19 protein-coding genes are annotated in these 17,844 nt (G+C 71.5%); 9 read left to right on the forward strand and 10 right to left on the reverse strand.

What is annotated here, in order from left to right:
* Window positions 1-7: 7 nt before the first annotated feature.
* Together ABZ272_RS16730 and ABZ272_RS16735 are read right to left on the reverse strand one after the other, a co-directional pair.
* Window positions 8-814, reverse strand: coding sequence for a sugar phosphate isomerase/epimerase (locus ABZ272_RS16730; protein WP_355050825.1), 807 nt, complete (start codon window positions 812-814; stop codon window positions 8-10).
* A 75-nt stretch (window positions 815-889) separates the two neighbouring features.
* Entirely contained in the window at window positions 890-1,834 is a 945-nt protein-coding gene (locus tag ABZ272_RS16735) for a Ppx/GppA phosphatase family protein (protein ID WP_355050826.1), read from the reverse strand.
* A gap of 80 nt (window positions 1,835-1,914) precedes the next feature.
* On the opposite strand from ABZ272_RS16735, the gene ABZ272_RS16740 reads away from it, so the two are divergent.
* From ABZ272_RS16740 to ABZ272_RS16750, 3 genes are read left to right on the forward strand one after another with little or no spacing between them, the layout of a single operon-like run.
* Window positions 1,915-2,712: a hypothetical protein gene (locus ABZ272_RS16740; RefSeq protein WP_355051020.1), complete on the forward strand. Its 798-nt coding sequence runs from the start codon at window positions 1,915-1,917 to the stop codon at window positions 2,710-2,712.
* A gap of 34 nt (window positions 2,713-2,746) precedes the next feature.
* Window positions 2,747-2,947: a hypothetical protein gene (locus ABZ272_RS16745; RefSeq protein ID WP_355050827.1), complete on the forward strand. Its 201-nt coding sequence runs from the start codon at window positions 2,747-2,749 to the stop codon at window positions 2,945-2,947.
* Window positions 2,948-2,979: 32 nt separating this feature from the next.
* Window positions 2,980-3,330 carry a type II toxin-antitoxin system death-on-curing family toxin gene (locus tag ABZ272_RS16750; RefSeq protein WP_355050828.1) on the forward strand — a complete coding sequence of 117 codons (351 nt, stop codon included), beginning with the start codon at window positions 2,980-2,982 and terminating at the stop codon, window positions 3,328-3,330.
* A gap of 10 nt (window positions 3,331-3,340) precedes the next feature.
* Here the strand turns inward: ABZ272_RS16750 and ABZ272_RS16755 are convergent, their stop codons facing one another.
* Window positions 3,341-3,919 carry a TetR/AcrR family transcriptional regulator gene (locus ABZ272_RS16755; RefSeq protein ID WP_355050829.1) on the reverse strand — a complete coding sequence of 193 codons (579 nt, stop codon included), beginning with the start codon at window positions 3,917-3,919 and terminating at the stop codon, window positions 3,341-3,343.
* Window positions 3,920-4,104: 185 nt separating this feature from the next.
* Between ABZ272_RS16755 and ABZ272_RS16760 the strand changes: the two genes are divergently transcribed.
* On the forward strand, window positions 4,105-4,758 hold the full coding sequence (locus tag ABZ272_RS16760) for an NAD(P)-binding domain-containing protein (RefSeq protein ID WP_355050830.1): 654 nt from the start codon (window positions 4,105-4,107) through the stop codon (window positions 4,756-4,758).
* Window positions 4,759-4,819: 61 nt separating this feature from the next.
* Here ABZ272_RS16760 and ABZ272_RS16765 read toward each other — a convergent pair whose 3' ends face one another.
* The gene (locus ABZ272_RS16765) at window positions 4,820-5,503 is read right to left on the reverse strand and encodes a response regulator transcription factor (RefSeq protein ID WP_039906992.1); all 684 of its coding nucleotides are present in this window, start codon (window positions 5,501-5,503) and stop codon (window positions 4,820-4,822) included.
* Between the two features lie 23 nt (window positions 5,504-5,526).
* A complete protein-coding gene (locus ABZ272_RS16770; RefSeq protein ID WP_355050831.1) occupies window positions 5,527-6,807 on the reverse strand; it encodes an ATP-binding protein in 1,281 nt (426 codons plus the stop codon).
* A 203-nt stretch (window positions 6,808-7,010) separates the two neighbouring features.
* Between ABZ272_RS16770 and phoU the strand changes: the two genes are divergently transcribed.
* A complete protein-coding gene (phoU, locus tag ABZ272_RS16775) occupies window positions 7,011-7,664 on the forward strand; it encodes a phosphate signaling complex protein PhoU (protein WP_355050832.1) in 654 nt (217 codons plus the stop codon).
* Window positions 7,665-7,723: 59 nt separating this feature from the next.
* On the opposite strand, the gene ABZ272_RS16780 is transcribed toward phoU, so the two are convergent.
* Window positions 7,724-8,491: a phosphoglyceromutase gene (locus tag ABZ272_RS16780; RefSeq protein ID WP_355050833.1), complete on the reverse strand. Its 768-nt coding sequence runs from the start codon at window positions 8,489-8,491 to the stop codon at window positions 7,724-7,726.
* A gap of 154 nt (window positions 8,492-8,645) precedes the next feature.
* Between ABZ272_RS16780 and ABZ272_RS16785 the strand changes: the two genes are divergently transcribed.
* The gene (locus ABZ272_RS16785) at window positions 8,646-9,923 is read left to right on the forward strand and encodes an MFS transporter (protein WP_355050834.1); all 1,278 of its coding nucleotides are present in this window, start codon (window positions 8,646-8,648) and stop codon (window positions 9,921-9,923) included.
* Between the two features lie 78 nt (window positions 9,924-10,001).
* Window positions 10,002-11,273, forward strand: coding sequence for an MFS transporter (locus ABZ272_RS16790; protein WP_355050835.1), 1,272 nt, complete (start codon window positions 10,002-10,004; stop codon window positions 11,271-11,273).
* A gap of 373 nt (window positions 11,274-11,646) precedes the next feature.
* On the opposite strand, the gene ABZ272_RS16795 is transcribed toward ABZ272_RS16790, so the two are convergent.
* The 3 genes from ABZ272_RS16795 to mshA all read right to left on the reverse strand — a co-directional run bounded on the left by ABZ272_RS16795 (window position 11,647) and on the right by mshA (window position 14,927).
* On the reverse strand, window positions 11,647-12,555 hold the full coding sequence (locus tag ABZ272_RS16795) for a hypothetical protein (protein ID WP_355050836.1): 909 nt from the start codon (window positions 12,553-12,555) through the stop codon (window positions 11,647-11,649).
* 442 nt (window positions 12,556-12,997) lie between these two features.
* Entirely contained in the window at window positions 12,998-13,507 is a 510-nt protein-coding gene (locus ABZ272_RS16800; protein ID WP_355050837.1) for a YbjN domain-containing protein, read from the reverse strand.
* Between the two features lie 55 nt (window positions 13,508-13,562).
* Window positions 13,563-14,927: a D-inositol-3-phosphate glycosyltransferase gene (gene mshA, locus ABZ272_RS16805; protein WP_355050838.1), complete on the reverse strand. Its 1,365-nt coding sequence runs from the start codon at window positions 14,925-14,927 to the stop codon at window positions 13,563-13,565.
* Between the two features lie 204 nt (window positions 14,928-15,131).
* Between mshA and ABZ272_RS16810 the strand changes: the two genes are divergently transcribed.
* Both ABZ272_RS16810 and ABZ272_RS16815 read left to right on the forward strand, forming a co-directional pair.
* Window positions 15,132-15,896, forward strand: a complete 765-nt coding sequence (locus ABZ272_RS16810) for an SDR family oxidoreductase (protein ID WP_355050839.1) — start codon at window positions 15,132-15,134, stop codon at window positions 15,894-15,896.
* A gap of 16 nt (window positions 15,897-15,912) precedes the next feature.
* Complete coding sequence (locus tag ABZ272_RS16815) at window positions 15,913-16,716, forward strand: class I SAM-dependent methyltransferase (protein WP_355050840.1); 804 nt, start codon at window positions 15,913-15,915, stop codon at window positions 16,714-16,716.
* Here the strand turns inward: ABZ272_RS16815 and ABZ272_RS16820 are convergent.
* Window positions 16,700-17,725, reverse strand: a complete 1,026-nt coding sequence (locus ABZ272_RS16820; RefSeq protein WP_355051021.1) for a UDP-N-acetylmuramate dehydrogenase — start codon at window positions 17,723-17,725, stop codon at window positions 16,700-16,702. The two genes, ABZ272_RS16815 and ABZ272_RS16820, sit on opposite strands and share 17 nt — an antisense overlap.
* Between the last annotated feature and the right edge of the window lie 119 nt (window positions 17,726-17,844).

Raw genomic sequence — 17,844 nt, forward strand, 5'->3', positions numbered from 1 at the left:
CGCCGGGTCAGACGTCGGCCGGTGACGGCGCGGTCAGGTGCTCGCGGGCGAACTCGAGCGAAGTCCGTAGGTCCGCCTCGCGTACCGCGCGGCTCTTCGCGCCCCGGGTCGCCACCTCGACGGCCACCGCGCCGGTGAAACCCCGACCGGCCAGCGAGGAGAGCAGTTCCCCGCAGGGCTGGGTGCCGCGCCCGGGCACCAGGTGCTCGTCACGGCCCTCGCCGGTGCCGTCGCCCAGGTGCACGTGGGCGAGCCCCGCGCCCATCCGGTCGGCCATCGCGAGGGGGTCACTGTGCGAGGCCGCGCAGTGTGAGAGATCCAGGGTGTACGACGGGTAGCCGGTGTCGGTGGGATCCCATCCGGGGACGTACGGGACGAACTGCCGGCCCGCCATGCGCACCGGGTACATGTTCTCCACGGCGAAGCGGAGCCCGGAGAACCGCTCCTCGACTCTGGCCAACCCTTCGGCGAACCCGCGTGCGTAGTCGCGCTGCCAGGTGAACGGCGGGTGCACCACCACCGTCGGCGCACCGAGCGTCTCGGCCAGCTCGGCGGCCTTGCGCAACCGCTGCCACGGGTCCGGGCTCCACACCCGCTGCGTCACCAGGAGGCAGGGCGCGTGCACCGAGAGCACCGGAACGCCGTAGTGCGACGACAGGCCGCGCAAGGCGCCCGCGTCCTGGCTGACGACGTCGGTCCACACCATCACCTCGACGCCGTCGTAGCCGAGCGCCGCGGCCAGCTGGAACGCCGCAGCGGTCGGCTCGGGGAAGACCGACGAGCTGGACAGGAGCACGGGGACTCGGGACATCACACCGGCCAGCCTAGCCCGGCTGTCACGGGGTCATCGGGACGAGCATCGGCAAACCCGTCGGCGGCCCAGGGGCGGTCACATCGGTTCGAGTTGATCGAGCCGACGGAGGATGACCCCCTCGCGCAGGGCCCACGGGCAGATGTCCATGGCATCCAGGTCGAGCCGGCGCATCACCGCCTCGGCCACCACCGCGCCCGCCAACAGTTGGTGGGCCCGGCCCGCGCCGACGCCCTCCAACTCCATCAACTGGGCGGGCGTCATGTGCCGGATGAAGCCGATGATCTGCCGAAGGCCGGCACGGGTCAGCCTGCGGTGCACCCAGAGGCCGGCGCCGGACGGCGCCGCGCCGGCCAGTCGCGCCAGGGTGCGGAACGTCTTCGAGGTTGCCGCCACCCGGTCCCAGCCCACCTCGGTCATCTGGTCGACCACCTTGTCCAGCCGGCTCTCGACGTACTCCCGTAGCTTGTCGACGGCCTCGGCGGACGACGGCGTGGTGCTGGCCGGGTCGACCCGCAGTTGCTCGCGGGTGAGACGCCCGGCGCCCAGCGGCAGCGAGACCGCCACGTCCGGGTCCTCGTCGATTCCGGCGGCGATCTCCAGGGAGCCGCCACCGATGTCGAGCACCAGCAGACGCCCCGCCGACCAGCCGAACCAGCGCCGTACCGCCAGGAACGTCATCCGTGCCTCGTCCGCGCCGGAGAGCACCTCCAGGCGTACGCCGGTCTCGTCACGGACCCGGGCGAGCACGTCGGCCGCGTTGGTGGCGTCGCGGACCGCGGAGGTGGCGAACGCGATCAGGTCGTCGGCCTCCAGCCCGTTGGCCGCCGCCCTGGCCATGCCGACCGCCTTGACCAGGCTGTCCGCACCCACCTTTGTCAACGCCCCGTCTGGGCCGATCTGTTCGGCGAGACGCAGGACGACCTTCTCCGAGTGGGCCGGCCAGGGGTGCGCGCCGTGATGGGCGTCGACCACCAGCAGGTGCACCGTGTTGGATCCGACGTCGAGGACACCCAGTCGCATGGTGAAGACCCTAGGTGCAACACGTTCGTGCGGCTCGTCGGCCCGCGGACGGCACCACGCGTACGCTGGTCCGGGTGACGATGGAGCTCCGCGTGCTGGTGGACGACCCGGGCGACCCGCGCAGCCGGGAGGTGCCGCTGGACTTTCCCCGGGAGTGGATCGAGTTCGCCGACCCGGCGGACGAGACCCACCTGATCCGGGCCGACCTGACCTGGCTGCTCTCCCGCTGGACCTGCATCTTCGGCCAGGGCTGCCACGGCATCATCGCCGGCCGGGCCGCCGACGGCTGCTGCTCGCACGGGGCATTCTTCACCGACTCCGACGACGAGAAGCGGGTCCGCCGCGCCGTCAAGCTGCTCACCCCGTCGACCTGGCAGCACTTCCAGCGCGGGTTCAAGAACTGGACCGACGAGGACACCATCGACGGCAAGAACCCCGCTCGCCGCACCGCCACCCAGGGTGCCGACGGGCCGTGCGTCTTCCTCAACGACGCCGACTTCGTCGGCGGGGGTGGTTGCGCGCTGCACGCCCAGGCGCTGCGCGACGGTGTGCACCCGCTCGAATACAAGCCGGACGTCTGCTGGCAGCTCCCCATCCGGCGTGACCAGGACTGGGTGAAGCGTCCGGACAACACCAAGGTGTTGGTGTCCACCCTGTCCGAGTTCGACCGGCGGGGCTGGGGCGCCGGTGGGCACGATCTCGACTGGTGGTGCACCTCGTCGACCGATGCGCACGTCGGGACCGAGCCGATGTACCTGTCGTACGGTCCGGAGCTGACTGCGCTGATCGGCGCGGCGGCGTACGAGCGGCTGGCCGAGCTGTGCGCGGCCCGGGTACGACAGGGCCTGGTCGCCCCCCACCCCGCCGACGAACTCTAGCCGATCTTGGTAGCAGTGTTGCTACCATATTCGGATGGCAATGACCCTCCGGCTGGATGACGAACGCGAACGGCGACTCCGTCTCGTCGCGGACGAGGAGGACCGATCCATGCACGCCGTCGTGGTCACCGCCATCGACGACTACCTGGCGCGACGGAACGCCAAGGAGTTCGGCGACCTCGCCGACGAGATCATCGAACGACACGCCACCCTGCTCGCGCGCCTGGCCGAGTGATGGCAGAGGTTCGATACCCCACGCTCGCCGACGTGGCCGGCATCGCTCGCAAGCTCGGCGTGGGGATCAGGGACGCCGGCCTCGTGGAGTCGGCGGTGGCTCGGCCGAGAACGAGCGTCTTCGGCGAAGACGCCTACCCCGATCTCTGGACCAAATCGGCGGCGCTGCTGCACTCACTGGCGAACAACCATCCGTTCGTGGACGGCAACAAGCGGATCAGCTGGATCGTGACTGTCGCCTTCCTGTTGCAGAACCGCGCCGTCAGCATCGACCAGCTCGACGAGACCGATCAGGATGTCGCGTACGACCTCGTCATCGGCGTGGCGGAGAGTCGCCTGACGGAAGTCGCCGAAATCGCCGCCGCCCTGCGCAAACTGTTCTGAGCGCACGAAGTCAGTTGAGGGCGGCATCGACGAGGGTGCGGGCGGTCTGTTTCGCGGCCTCGGCGATCGCCGGATCGCCGTCCAGCACCCCGCTGGCGAGCCCACCGTCGATCAGCAGGGTGAGCTGACGGGCGAGCAGTTCCGGGTCGGCCGCCCCGGCCCTGCGGGCCAGCTCGGTCACCCAGGCCCGGACGACGGTCTTGTGCTCGACCGTCCGGGCGTGCACCGGACCGCCGGCGGGCGACTCGGCCGCCGTGTTGATGAACGCGCAGCCGTGGTAGCCGTCCCGACGACAGGCGCTGACGAGGGCGTCGAACATCCCGACGAGCTGGTCGCGCGGCTCGTCGCCGGCCTCCCGGGCCGCCGCCCGTAGCGCGCCGAACCACGCCTGGTCGACCCGGTCCAGGTACGCCAGCACCAGGTCGTCCTTGCGCGGGAAGTGCTTGTAGAGCGTCGCCTTGGCCACGCCAGACTCGGCGATGACCGTGTCCACCCCCACGCCGCGCGGACCGTGCGCGTAGAAGAGCCGGAACGCGGTATCCAGGATCCGGTCCCGGGCCGAGCCGGCCGGCGTGCGGTGCACGGGCATCGGCACTCCCTCGTCGTTGCTGGTGACGGGCACGATTTTACAGACAGCTCGGTCTACAGACAGCTCCGTCTGCTGCCGCTCGGTCTGCTGCCGCCGTCCATGAGGGACACCGGTAGACAGACCTGTCTGTTAGCCTATGGACAGTCGGCGCGAGGCCACCGCGCCCGAGTGGAGGATCGATCGACATGCGCATCGCAGTTCTCGGCACCGGCTCGGTGGGACAGGCCATCGCGGCCCGTACGGCGGAGCTGGGCCACCAGGTCACCATCGGCACCCGGGACGTCGCGGCCACGCGGGCCGGCGCGTACGCCGCCTGGGCTGCCGAACACCCCGAGGTCGGCCTGGAGACCCTGGCCGTGGCGGCGGCCGACGCCGAGCTGGTCGTCAACGCGACCAGTGGCACCGGATCCCTGCCGGCACTCACCGCGGCCGGCGCGGGGAACCTGGCCGGCAAGGTCCTGCTCGACATCGCCAACCCGCTCGACTTCAGCGCGGGCTTCCCGCCCACCCTGACCGTGCCGGACACCGACTCCCTGGCCGAGCGCATCCAGCGGGAGTTCCCGCAGGCCAAGGTCGTCAAGTCACTCAACACGCTCACCGCCGAGCTGATGGTGCGCCCACGGCAGCTCGCCGACGGTGACCACAGCGTCTTCGTCTCGGGCGACGACGCCGAGGCGAAGCGGATCATCACGGGGCTGCTCGTGAGCTTCGGGCACACCGACGTGATCGACCTCGGTGACCTCTCCACCGCCCGGGGCGTCGAGATGCTGATGCCCCTGTGGCTGCGGCTCTACGGCCGGCTCGACACCGCCATCTTCAACCTCAAGGTCGTCCGCTGAGCGGACGCCGAGAGCCCGAAGGGGGTCCACGCCGAGCGTGGACCCCCTTCGGGTCGGCCGATCACGGCTCGAACTTGTAGCCCAGACCCCGCACGGTGACGATGAAACGCGGCGCCGACGGCTCCGGCTCGATCTTGGAACGCAGCCGCTTCACGTGCACGTCCAGCGTCTTGGTGTCACCGACGTAGTCGGCGCCCCACACCCGGTCGATGAGCTGGCCCCGGGTCAACACCCGGCCCGCGTTGCGGAGCAGCAACTCCAGCAGCTCGAACTCCTTGAGCGGCAGCTGCACGGCCCCGCCCTCGACCGTCACGACGTGCCGCTCGATGTCCATCCGCACCGGGCCGGCGGCCAGCGTCGGAGCGCCCGCCTCGGCGACCTCCGGGCTCTGCCGCCGCAGCACCGCCCGGATGCGGGCGACCAACTCCCGAGGGGAGTACGGCTTGGTGACGTAGTCGTCGGCGCCTATCTCCAGGCCGACCACCTTGTCGATCTCGCTGTCCCGCGCGGTGACCATGATGATCGGCACGGCCGAGCGCTGCCGCAGCTGCCGGCACACCTCGGTCCCCGACATCTCGGGCAACATCAGGTCGAGCAGCACGATGTCGGCGCCGGTTCGGTCGAACTCGGTGAGGGCGTCGGTTCCGGTCGCGGCGACCGATACCTCGAAGCCCTCCTTACGGAGCATGTACGACAGGGCGTCGGAGAACGACTCCTCGTCCTCGACCACCAGAACGCGGCTCAAGGGGGATTTCCTTTCCATTGCTGTCAGACCTGCCGTAGCTCGGCCGGACCGGCCTCGATCCCAGCCGGCGGCAGTGTCGCCAGGAGGTCGTCGGGTGGGCTGGCGGGCAACCGGAGGGTGAACGTCGACCCACCGCCAAGAGTGCTCGACACCTCCACCCGACCGCCATGGTTGCTCGCGATGTGTTTCACGATGGCCAGCCCGAGCCCGGTGCCACCGGTGGCACGTGAGCGGGCCTGGTCGGCCCGGTAGAAGCGCTCGAAGATCCGGTCCACGTCCGTCGGGGCGATGCCGATGCCCTGGTCGGCGACCGCGACCTCGACATGCTCGTCGTCACCGCGGAGGGTGACCCGCACGGTGGTGTCCTCGCCGGAGTAGTTGATGGCGTTCTCGACCAGGTTCGCCACGGCCGTGGCGAGCTGGCTGTCACTGCCGTAGGCGGTGAGGCCACGCGCGCCGTCGACCGTCACCTCGACGCCCCGCGCGGCAGCCGTGGTCCGGGTGCGGTCGACCACCTCGGCGATCACCCAGTCGAGCGCGACCGGCTCCGGCGGCGGCTGCGGCTCGGCGCCCTGGAGCCGGGTCAGCTCCAGCAACTCCTGCACCAGCCGGCCCAGCCGGGTGGACTCGTGCTGGATCCGCTCGGCGAACCGGCGGGCGGCGACCAGGTCCTCGGAGAGGTCGGGCGCCGTGGCGTCGGCCGGCTCGGTCGCGTCCAGCAGCGCCTCGGCGAGCAGTTGCAGCGCCCCGATCGGGGTCTTCAGCTCGTGACTGACGTTCGCCACGAAGTCGCGCCGGACCCGGGTCAGCCGGTGTGACTCGGTCACGTCGACGGCCTCGACGGCGATGAAGCCGTTCCCGAGACCCATGGCCCGCAGGTGCACGCCCAGCGGGTTCTCCCCCGCGCTGTCGCGGCCTCGGGGCAGATCCAGCTCGATCTCGCGCCGCACGCCGGTGCGCCGCACCTGACCAGCGAGGGTACGGATCAACGGGTGCGCGGCGATCGAACCCGGTGTGCTGCCGGTGCGTAGGAGCCCCATGGCCCGGGCGGCCGGATTGATCAGGACAGGGGTGTCGTCGTCGTCCAGTACCACGACACCGGCCCGGAGCGAGTCGATCGTCCGACGGCCGAGCCCGGCCTGCTGCTCGTCGGCTATCGCGGGCCTCCCAGTGCTCCAGCGGGAGCTCGCGCTACCCGTCGACGTGGAGCCGCCGCGCGCCGGCAGGAACCGGGGCAGCAGGAGACCGACGACCACTCCGGCCGCCAACGCCACGGCCACCACGACCGCCACTGCCCACTCCACCCGGCGATCGTAGGGTCATTGTTAACCTGGCTACCACACAGAACGGGACGAATCACCCTCACTTCCGAAAGTGTTCACCCCCACGTCTGGCGTCGTTCACTCTGGTTCATCCGGGGTCCGTCAACGCCCCCTACCGTTGGCGTCGCACCTGCTCAACCCCTGCGCCGACACCCGTCGGCGGCGACCGACCACAGGACGTGATGATGCGCGACGAGTTCCGGGCCGACCTTCAGATCGTCAGCCAACTGCTGGTGGACATGGCCGAGGGCATCCGCGCCGCCATGCGCCAGGCCACCCGGGCCCTGCTCACCGCCGACCGGCAGGCCGCCGAGACGGTCATCGAGCGGGACGCCGAGATCGACGACCTCTACCGGCACGTCGAGGAGCGGGTGTGTGACCTGCTCGCCCGACAGGCGCCGGTCGCCTCCGACCTCCGGGCGATGATCACCGCGCTGCACGTGGCGGCCGATCTGGAGCGGATGGGTGACCTCGCCGAGCACGTGGCGAAGACCGCGCTGCGCCGGCACCCCTCCCCGGCCGTTCCGGCCGAGCTGCGAACGGTCTTCACCGAGATGTCCGACATCGCCGACCGGATGGCCGCGAAGATCGGTTCCGTACTGGCGAAGCCCGACGTCGACCTCGCCGCCGAGTTGGACCGCGACGACGACGCCATGGACGAGCTGCACAAGAGCCTGTTCGCGGTGCTGCTCGGTGACGACTGGCCGTACGGGGTGGAGACCGCGATCGACGCCACCCTGCTGGGCCGCTTCTACGAGCGCTTCGCCGACCACGCGGTGAACGCTGGCGAGCACGTGATCTACCTGATCACCGGGGAGAACACAACCACCGCCAGCTGAAGTGCGGGGAAGGGCCCCTTGTTATGCAAAAAGCGATAACAAGGGGCCCTTCCTTGCACTCAGCGGCCCTGGTTGGCGACCGCGGCGGCGGCTTCCTTGGCTGCCGTCGGGTCGAGGTAGGTGCCGCCCAGGGTGAGCGGGCGCAGCTGCGGGTCGAGGTCGTAGCGCAGCGGGATGCCGGTCGGGATGTTGAGCTTGGCGATCGCCTCGTCGGAGATCTGGTCGAGGTGCTTCACGAGGGCGCGCAGCGAGTTGCCGTGCGCGGCCACCAGCACCGTACGGCCGGCCAGGATGTCGGGCACGATCGAGTCGTACCAGTACGGAAGCATCCGCTCGACGACGTCCTTGAGGCACTCGGTACGGGGCATCAGCTCGGTCGGCAGCAGCGCGTACCGCGGGTCACCCACCTGCGACCACTCGTCGTCGTCCGCGATGGGCGGCGGCGGGGTGTCGTACGACCGGCGCCAGAGCATGAACTGCTCCTCGCCGTACTCGTCAAGGGTCTGCTTCTTGTTCTTGCCCTGTAGGGCGCCGTAGTGGCGCTCGTTGAGCCGCCAGGACCGGCGCACGGCGATCCAGTTCCGGTCGGCGGCGTTGAGCGCCAGCTCGGCGGTGCGGATCGCCCGGCGCATCACGCTGGTGTGGACGACGTCCGGCAGCAGGCTGTGCTCGCGCAGCAGCTCGCCGCCCCGCCGTGCCTCGCCCTCGCCCTTCTCGGTCAGGTCGACGTCCACCCAGCCGGTGAAGAGGTTCTTGGCGTTCCAGTCACTCTCGCCGTGCCGCAGCAGGACCAGCGTCCCGACGGTGGGCCCCTCGCTCGCAGTCATGCGGATCATCCTGCCTCAACCCGCTTGCGGACACGCGGGCACCCGTCGTGACGACCGCCACGTGAAAAAGCGGGTGACCTGCGATTCCGGCCGGCACTAGGGTTCGTAAGGCACGGTAGTCAGATCGGTCATTACTTGTAAGCGGGGGCACCACGTGCGGACGATGCGGAGCTGGTTCAGGGACACCACCGGGGGCCTACCCAGGACCTTCTGGTACCTGTGGTCCGGCACCCTGATCAACCGGCTCGGCTCGTTCGTCCTCGTGTTCCTCGCCATCTACCTGACCCAGGAACGTGGCTTCTCGCCGTCTCAGGCTGGCCTGGTGCTCGGTCTCTGGGGCGTCGGCGGCGCGGTCGGCACCACCGCCGGCGGGGCCCTCGCGGACCGGTGGGGCCGCCGGCCGACGCTGCTCACCGCGCATGTCGGGGCGGCGACCATGATGCTCGCCCTCGGGCTGGCCCGGGACCTCTGGGCGGTCGCGCTGGGCGCCCTGCTGCTCGGCATGTTCGCCGAGGCCGCCCGGCCGGCGTTCGGGGCCATGATGATCGACGTGGTGCCGGCGAGGGACCGGCTGCGCGCCTTCTCGCTCAACTACTGGGCCATCAACCTCGGCTTCGCCTGCGCCGCCATCCTCGCCGGCCTCGCCGCGCAGGCCGACTACCTGCTGCTGTTCGTGGTCGACGCGGGCACGATGCTGATCACCGCGTTGATCATCTTCGTCCGGGTGCCGGAGACGCGCCACGGGGGGTTTCCCGTCGCCGCCACCACGGCCCCGCGCGGCGCCCTGCGCACGATCCTCACCGACCGGGTCTTTCTCGGCTTCGTGACGCTGAACCTGTTCGCCGCGCTGGTGTTCCTCCAGCACATCTCGATGCTGCCGATCGCCATGGGCGACTCCGGCCTGAGCCCGGCCACGTACGGCTCGGTGATCGCCCTCAACGGTCTCCTCATCGTCGTCGGTCAGCTCTTCGTGCCCCGGCTGATCCGGGGGCGCAACCGCTCGCAGGTGCTCGCCGTCGCCGCCGTGGTGATGGGCGTCGGGTTCGGGCTGACCGCGTTCGCGGGCAGCGCCTGGTTCTACGGGCTGACCGTGCTGATCTGGACGGTCGGCGAGATGCTGAACTCACCGTCGAACTCCACGCTGATCGCCGAGCTCTCCCCGGCCGAACTGCGCGGTCGGTACCAGGGCGTGTTCGGCCTCTCCTGGCAGATCGCCGGTGCGAGCGCGCCGATCCTGGGCGGTCTGGTGCGTGAGCACGTCGGCAACGCGGCGCTCTGGCTCGGCTGCGCCGCGATCGGCGTGTTGACGGCCGTGGCCCACCTGGCGTCCGGCCCCGCCCGCGAGCGGCGGGCCACCGCGCTGCGGCACGCCGCCGAGGTCGCGGCGCCGGTGTGCACCCGTTCGCCGCAGCCCGCCGAGGCCACCGTCTGAGTCCGGTACGACCACCGCGCGCAGGCCCGACTACCGTTCAGGAGAAACGGTTAAGAAACTGAACTGTCGGGAGGTCGCATGCACGCCCTGCGGCGCTGGTGGCAGGACACCGCAGGCGGCCTCCCCGGCGCATTCTGGTACCTCTGGGCGGGCCTGCTGATCAACCGCGCGGGCGCGTTCGCCATGCTCTTCCTGTCGCTCTACCTCACCGACGCCCGGGGTGCCAGCGCGGCGGTGGCCGGCGTCGTCGTCGGGGCGTACGGGGCCGGCGGGGCGGTCGGCGTGCTGTTCGGTGGCGTGCTGGCCGACCGGTGGGGTCGCCGGTCGACCCTGCTCGCCGCCCACCTGGCCACCGCCACCCTGATGGTGGCGCTGGCCTTCAGCCGTCCTCTGCCGCTGATCGCGGCGTTCGCCGCGCTGGTCGGCGTCGCGCACTCCATGCCCGGCCCGGCGCTCGTGGCGGCGATCGTCGACGTGGTGCCCGCGGAACGGCGCTCGCGCGCGTTCAACCTGGAGTTCTGGGCGTTGAACCTCGGCATGGCGGTCGCCTCGCTGCTCGCCGGGCTGGTGGCCGAGGCGAGCTTCACCGCGCTGTTCCTGGTCGACGCGGGCGCCACGCTGACCGCCGCCGCCGTCATCGGCTGGAAGGTGCCGGAGACCCTGCGGCGGCCCGCTCCTGTCGCCCCGACCAGCCACCCGAGCCCCGTCCGGCCCCGCCGACCGGGACTGCTGACCGTACTCAGCGACCGGATCTTCCTGGTCTTCGTCGGGCTCACCTTCGTGCTGGCCGTCCTCACCCTGCAGACCTCGACGATCATGCCGCTGGCGATGCGCGCGGACGGCCTCGGACCATCGGCGTACGGCGTGGTCGTGGCGCTCGGCGGCGCGCTGATCGTGGTGGGGCAACTGTTCGTGCCCCGCCTGATCGACGGACGCCGCAAGGCCGTCGTCCTGGCCGCCTCCACCGCCCTGCTGGCGGTCGGCTTCGGAGTGCTCGCGGTCGCCGACCACCTGGCCGTCTACCTGGGCGCGGCGGTGGTCTGGACGGTCGGCTCGATGCTCGCCGCGCCGCCCAACGCGCAGATCAACGCGGATCTCGCGCCGCCGGACCTGCGCGCCCGGTACCAGTCGGTCTTCTACCTGACGTTTCCCGCGGCAGCCTTTGTCGCACCGATGCTGGGCGGGGTGAGCCTGCAGTACCTCGGCGACCGGCACTGGCTGATCGTGGGCGGGCTGGGCGTGCTGGCCGCCGTCGGCCACCTGCTGGCCGGGCCGCCCCGCGAGCGGCACGTCGAAGCGCTGCGCCAGGCCGCCGACCGGGAACCCGCAGACCGGGTCCCGACAAGCTGACCGTACGACGGCAAAACGCCCACCATGGCCCGAAGGTCATTGGTGGGCGTTCGCCGGCGTGGGGCCGGCGGCGGCGGGCAACACTCACCCCCGTAAGCATCGCCCGCTCGCGCCGCCGGTCCAAACAGGTGGGCACCGTCCCCCAACGGTTGGTCCACCCGTCCCCTCGCACCTCGCCTGGTGCACGGATCTGATCGATCCGCCGCTCCCCCGAACGTTTCCAAGCGTGGTGCGGCCCAATAAAGCTAGTTCGGCCGGATTCTGGATTCAACCCAGACGGGCTGTCTCGCCGGTCACAACTGACGAGTATCCCCAGCTCTGGCCTCGGTCTCTGGCAACAGCCGGGTACCCGTCGAGCATTCCCGCAAACACCTCACCCGTCCTCACGATCGGGTGACTCGGTTCGGAAGAAGTTGCTCTGCCGACCGTCGCGCATCTGCTCCTGGTAGATCAGATTGAGCCGGCGCAGATCGAATGTGTGGAACCACTCATCCCAGGTGATCTCACGAATCCGGCTGCTTTCCCGATATCCGGGGATGTTGAAGGTCAGAACGCCGGCCCGACCCTCCCGTTCGGTACCCGCGATGGTCGCCGGCTTCGCGCCCCGCGCTCGCGCCCAGCGCTGGATCACCTCGTGATTCGCGGTGATCAGACTCCGCCCGGGCCGCTCCGGCCGATCGGCGATCGACGCGATCACCTGCGAGCTGCGGACCGACCGTCCGCTGCCCCGCCCGGTCCGGATCCCACCGGCCGCCGTACCCGTCGACCGGCTCGCCGTGGCCCGCTTCGCGGGAGCCGCGCTCTTCGCCGTGGCCCGCTTCGCGGGAGCCGCGCGCTTGGCGGCCGGTCGGGCCGGCGCCTTCTTCGCGGGCGCCTTGCGCGCCGGCGCGGTACGAGCGGTCGCGGAGGTCCGGCGGGCCGCCGTCGACCTCGCCGCCGTCGTCTTCTTCGCCGCCGCCGTCTTCCGCGCCGGGGTGGCTCTCTTCGTGGCGGCCGTCTTCTTCGCGGCGGCTCGCTTCGCCGGGGCGCTCTTGTTCGCGGGCGCGGCCTTCGCGCGACTCGGCACCGCCCGCGCCGCCGACTTCTTCGTCGCGGCGGCCCGACCCGCCGACGCCCTGCTGCCGGCCGCCCGGCCAGCCGGCCCGGTGCTGCGCCGACCTGCGCCACCGGCATCCGAGCGCAACGAGCGCACCAACTGTTTCACCAGGTCGGGCTTGCGCATGGCGGAGATACCGGAAACCCCGCGCTTGCGCAGTTGCCCGCGGATGTCGTCCACCCGCATCTGGGAGATCGCCGACTCCGAGACTGCCGGCGTACCCGGAGTCTGATTGCCGGCCTGTCGTTTGGTTCGGGTCGCAGTCCCGCCGCGACCTGAGCTGTTCCGCTGAGCCATGGGACGCTCCGCTCCTCGACACTCCGTCCTCGGCGCGCGGGGGTCCCTCTGCCGCACCGCGCGCCGCGGCATACCCACCAGGAACGGCCCGAATCCTCGGTCCGTCGACGCCGCTGCGACGACGGGTGGGTACGAGACCGGGGCCGCGCCCGCACCCCCCGTGTCCTTTGCTCTGCTTCAACCCAGGCGACACTCGGAGCCCGCACGTGTTGCCTGGATTGAAGCAGAGCAAAGGGGGGCAAACCACCCTCCCGGCCCCGGACACCCGCCTGGTCAAGCCGGCAGCATGGGCACCGGTTGCCGCGCGCGGCCCCGGTGAGGACCCGAGTTGTCAGGGCTGGCTGGGGTTGGACGGCTCGAAGAGGTGGGCGAAGGCGGCCAGGTTCGCGGTCGACTCGCCGCGCTTGACGCGCCATTCGTACTCGCGCCGGATCGAACTGCCGAAGCCGATCTCCAACATCGTGTCGAAGGACTCGTCGGAGTAGGTGAGCACCGAGCCGAGCAGCCGGTCGAGTTCGTCGGCGTCCACGCCGGCCGGGTTGACCCGCCCGGTCAGGTAGACGTCGCCGGCCGCGTCGATGGAGAAGGAGACGCCGTACATCCGGGCGTTGCGCTGCAACAGCCACGCCCACAGCTCCTCGCGGCGCTCGTCGGGCTGGCGCATCACGAACGCCTCGATCCGTAGCGCGTGCTCGCCGACGATCAGGTTGCAGACCGTCTTGAGCTTGTGGGTGCCCGGCAGGGTTACCGCGTACGAGCCGGGACCGGTCGACTCCCAGGCCAGATCACGGTCGGCGCAGACCGACTCGATGAGGGTCTCAAGGTCGCTTCTCGGGCTCACCGGGCCCACTCTACGACCGACCCGGCGCACGCACGCGGGTGGCGAGCGCCCGGGGTCACCAGGAGCAGGAGAGCGCCGGGTCGCCGGCCAGGTCGGCGGCGAGCCGGGCCCGGCGGGCGGCGATCGCCTCGCCGTACACGTCGAGTAGGCCCGACACCGTACGGTCCCAGGAGAAGTGCTGCGCGTGCTGTGCGGCACCGCGGGACAGGGTGGCCCGCAGGGCGCTGTCCGGCAGCAGGCGACTCAGCGCGCGAGCCCAGTCCACCGGGTCGTGCCCGTCGATCAGCACCCCGCTGATGTGGTCCCGCACGGCCGTCACCAGGCCGCCGACGGCAGCGGCCAGCACCGGCGTACCGCAGGCCTGGGCCTCCAGGGCGACGAGCCCGAAGGATTCGTTGTGCGACGGCACCGCGACCAGATCGGCGGCCCGGTACAGAGCCGGCAGGTCGTCCCCGGTGCGCGGCGGCAGGAAGACGACCCGGTCGGTGACGCCGAGCGTGGCGGCCAGCTCGATCAGGGCGGTCGGCCGGTCCAGGCCGCTGCCGCTGGGCCCGCCGCAGATCACCACGGTCACCTCGTCGGCCAGGGCGGGGTCACGCTCGCGCAACGCGGCAACGGCACGGATCAGCACGTCCGGCGCCTTGAGTGGTTGGATCCGACCGACGAAGGCCACCACGTACCCGTCGACCGGCAGCCCCAGCCGGCGGCGGGCGGCACGGGCGGCCAGGTGACGGTCGCCCGGCGCGGGGCGGAACCGGGCCAGGTCGACGCCCGGCTGCACGACGGTGACGTGGGCGGGGTCGGCGTCGTACCGCTCGACCAGGTCGCGGGCCTCCACGCGGGTGTTGGCGACCAGTTGGTCCGCCTCGGCGACCACCTGTTCCTCACCGATCACCCGGGCCTTCGGTTCCGGCCGGTCGTCGGCCGCGAGCTGGGCGTTCTTGACCTTCGCGAGGGTGTGCGCGGTGTGCACGAGCGGCACGCCCCAGCGTTCCTTGGCCAGCCAGCCGACCTGGCCGGAGAGCCAGTAGTGGGAGTGGATGAGGTCGTAGTGCCCGGGCGGGCGGGACGCCTCGGCCCGCAGCACCCCGGCGGTGAAGGCGCAGAGCTGGCCGGGCAGCTCCTCCTTGGTCAGCCCTTCGAGCGGGCCGGACATGATGTGCCGAACCTGCACGCCGGGGGCCATCTCGACCACCGGGGGAAGGTCACCCGAGGTGGCCCGGGTGAAGATCTCCACCTCGACGTCGGCCTCGGCGAGCCGCCGGGCGACTTCCAGGATGTACACGTTCATCCCCCCGGCATCGCCCGTTCCGGGCTGGTGCAGGGGGGATGTGTGGACGGAGAGGGTGGCGATGCGGCGGGGCCGGGGCCACGGTCGGGCACCTCGCTGACGACCGACACCGGTGTGCAGTTCCGCCACGTCCGCTCCTTCAGTCACGGTTAATGCCGTCACGCACGACCGGCGCTTCTCGGTCAACCTGTACGCCGGATGTCATCTTCCCCATCGGGCAACGGAAATGCGTCGGCGCGGCCGCTCGGCGTGACGGACCTCATCACCGACACCCGCCGACACAGCCCGACGCCCGGTCGGGATTGGCGGTGCGGCGCGGGTGACAATGACCAGATGACCTCTGTCGCCATCGTCACCGGAGCGTCCAGCGGGATCGGCGCGGCCACCGCCCGCCGGCTCGCCGCCGAGGGCTTCCACGTACTCGCCGCCGCCCGCCGCGCCGACCGTCTCGCCGATCTCGTCGCCGGGATCACCGCCGCTGGCGGGCAGGCAACCGCGGTGACCTGCGACGTCACCTCGGACGAGTCGGTGGCCGGGCTCGCCGAGGCCGCCGCGCAGGCGCCCGGGCCGGTCACCCTGCTGGTCAACAACGCCGGCGGCGCACGCGGCCTGGACCCGGTGGAGTCCGGCTCGCTCGACGACTGGCAGTGGATGTACGACGTGAACGTGCTCGGCACGCTGCGGGTGACCCAGGCGCTGCTGCCGGCGCTGGAGGAGTCCGGCTCGGGGACCATCGTGGTGGTCTCCTCCACGGCCGGGCTGACCGTGTACGAGGGTGGCGGCGGCTACACGGCGGCGAAGCACGCGCAGACGGCCATCGCCGGCACGCTCCGGCTGGAGCTGTGCGGCCGTCCGCTGCGGGTCATCGAGATCGACCCGGGGATGGTGCAGACCGAGGAGTTCGGGCTGGTCCGCTTCGGCGGGGACGCCGAGCGGGCCGCCGCCGTCTACGCCGGGGTCCCCGGGCCGCTGGTCGCCGAGGACGTGGCCGACTGCATCGCGTGGTGCGCCACCCGCCCCGAGCACGTGAACGTCGACCGGCTGGTGGTCCGGCCTCGTGCGCAGGCCGCACAGCACAAGGTGCACCGGGTCTCCTGACCCCGGGACCGGACGCATGAGCGGGGCTCCACGACGCCGGCCCCTCGGGGTGGTCACCCGGGGCACCACCAACCCGAACCGGCTCCGCCGGGTGGACAACTGGATCGTGGCGACCTGCGCCGACCGGCTGCGGGACGCGGCCGATCCGCTGGTGGTGGACCTGGGCTACGGCGCGACGCCGGTCACCGCAGTGGAGCTGCGGGCCCGGCTGGCGGCGGGGGTCCGTCGGGACGTACGCCTGGTCGGGCTGGAGATCGACCAGGCGCGGGTGGCCGCCGCGACGCCGGCCGCCGACCCGCCGGGTCTGACCTTCGCCCGGGGTGGCTTCGAGTTGGCCGGGCTCCGGCCGGTGCTGGTCCGCGCGTTCAACGTCCTGCGACAGTACGACGAGAGCGACGTGCACGACGCCTGGCGCACGATGACCGCCGCGCTCGCCCCCGGTGGGGTGCTCGTCGAGGGCACCTGTGACGAGTTGGGCCGTCTGGCGAGCTGGCTGCTCCTCGACGCGGACGGTCCTCGGACGTTGACCCTGGCCGCGAAGCTCACCACGCTGGGCAGCCCCGCCGAGCTGGCCGAGCGGCTACCCAAGGCGCTGATCCATCGCAACGTTCCGGGCGAGGCGATCCACGACCTGATCGGGGCGTTCGAGGACGCCTGGCGGACCGCCGCCCCCTACGCCACGTTCGGCCCCCGCCAACGCTGGGTGCGCGCGGTGACCCAGCTCAAGGCTGAGGGCTGGCCCGTCCTGTCCACCCCGCAACGGTGGCGTCAGGGCGAGCTGACCATCCCCTGGCCCCCGGAGGCTAGAGGGCGCAGTTGACGAGGACTGGTTCGGGATGCAGGGTCACGCCGAAGCGGGCGTGGACCTCGTCGCGGATGGTGTTGGCCAGCGTCAGCAGGTCGCCGGTGCTGGCGGTGCCGCTGCGGTTGGTCAGGGCGAGGGTGTGCTTGCTGGAGATGGCGACGCCGCCGGGGCCGGGGTGGCCCTTGGTGAAGCCCGCCTTGTCGATCAGCCAGGCCGCGCTCACCTTGACCAGGCCGTCCGCCCCGGGCCAGGAGGGCGGGTCGCCCAGGTCGGCGGAGCGTTCCAGGAGTTGTTCGTACGTCGACCGGTTGAGGACCGGATTGGTGAAGAAGGAGCCGACCGAGCGAGTGTCCGGGTCGGTGGCATCGAGCACCATGCCCTTGCCGGCGCGCAGTCGCAACACCGCCGCCCGGGCCTCGGCCAGCGGCACCTGGTCGCCCACCTCGACGCCGAGCGCCCGGGCCAGTTCGGCGTAGCGCACCGGGCCGGACAGCGGCGAGCGGGCGAGCCGGAAGTCGACCGAGAGGACGATCCAGCGGTCCTGGTACTTGAAGATGCTGCCCCGGTAGGCGAACCCGCAGTCGGCGGCGGGAACGAGCTGGCGGGTGCCGTCGAGGCGGTCGTACACCTCGACGGCGGTGATCGTCTCGGCGACCTCCTGGCCGTACGCGCCGACGTTCTGGATCGGGGTGGCGCCGGTCGAGCCGGGGATGCCGGACAGGCACTCCAGGCCGGCCCAGCCGTTGCGGACCGTGGCGGCGACCAGGTCGTCCCACGGCTGGCCGGCCTCGACACGGACGGTGACGGATTCGGCGTCCTCGGCGAGTACCCGCAGGCCGCCCGAGCGCACCAGCACGACCGTCCCGGGGAAGCCCTCGTCACCGATCACCACGTTGCTGCCGCCGGCCAGAACGAGGATCGGATCGTCCGTGGCCTGGACCGCTTGGATGATCTCGTCGGCGCTGGTCGCGGCCACGATCCGCCCGGCGGGCCCGCCCATCCGTAGCGTGGTGTAGCCGGCCAGTGGACCCGGAATGGCACGATCGGCTTCGGTTGTCGGCTGGGCGTAGGCGTCTGACACGTCTTTCACCTTAGGCTGATGGGCAGCCGTGGCACCTACTGGTGGCCCGGCACCCCCGGGAG

Source organism: Micromonospora sp. NPDC005979 (genome assembly GCF_040614415.1).
Lineage (GTDB): Bacteria > Actinomycetota > Actinomycetes > Mycobacteriales > Micromonosporaceae > Micromonospora.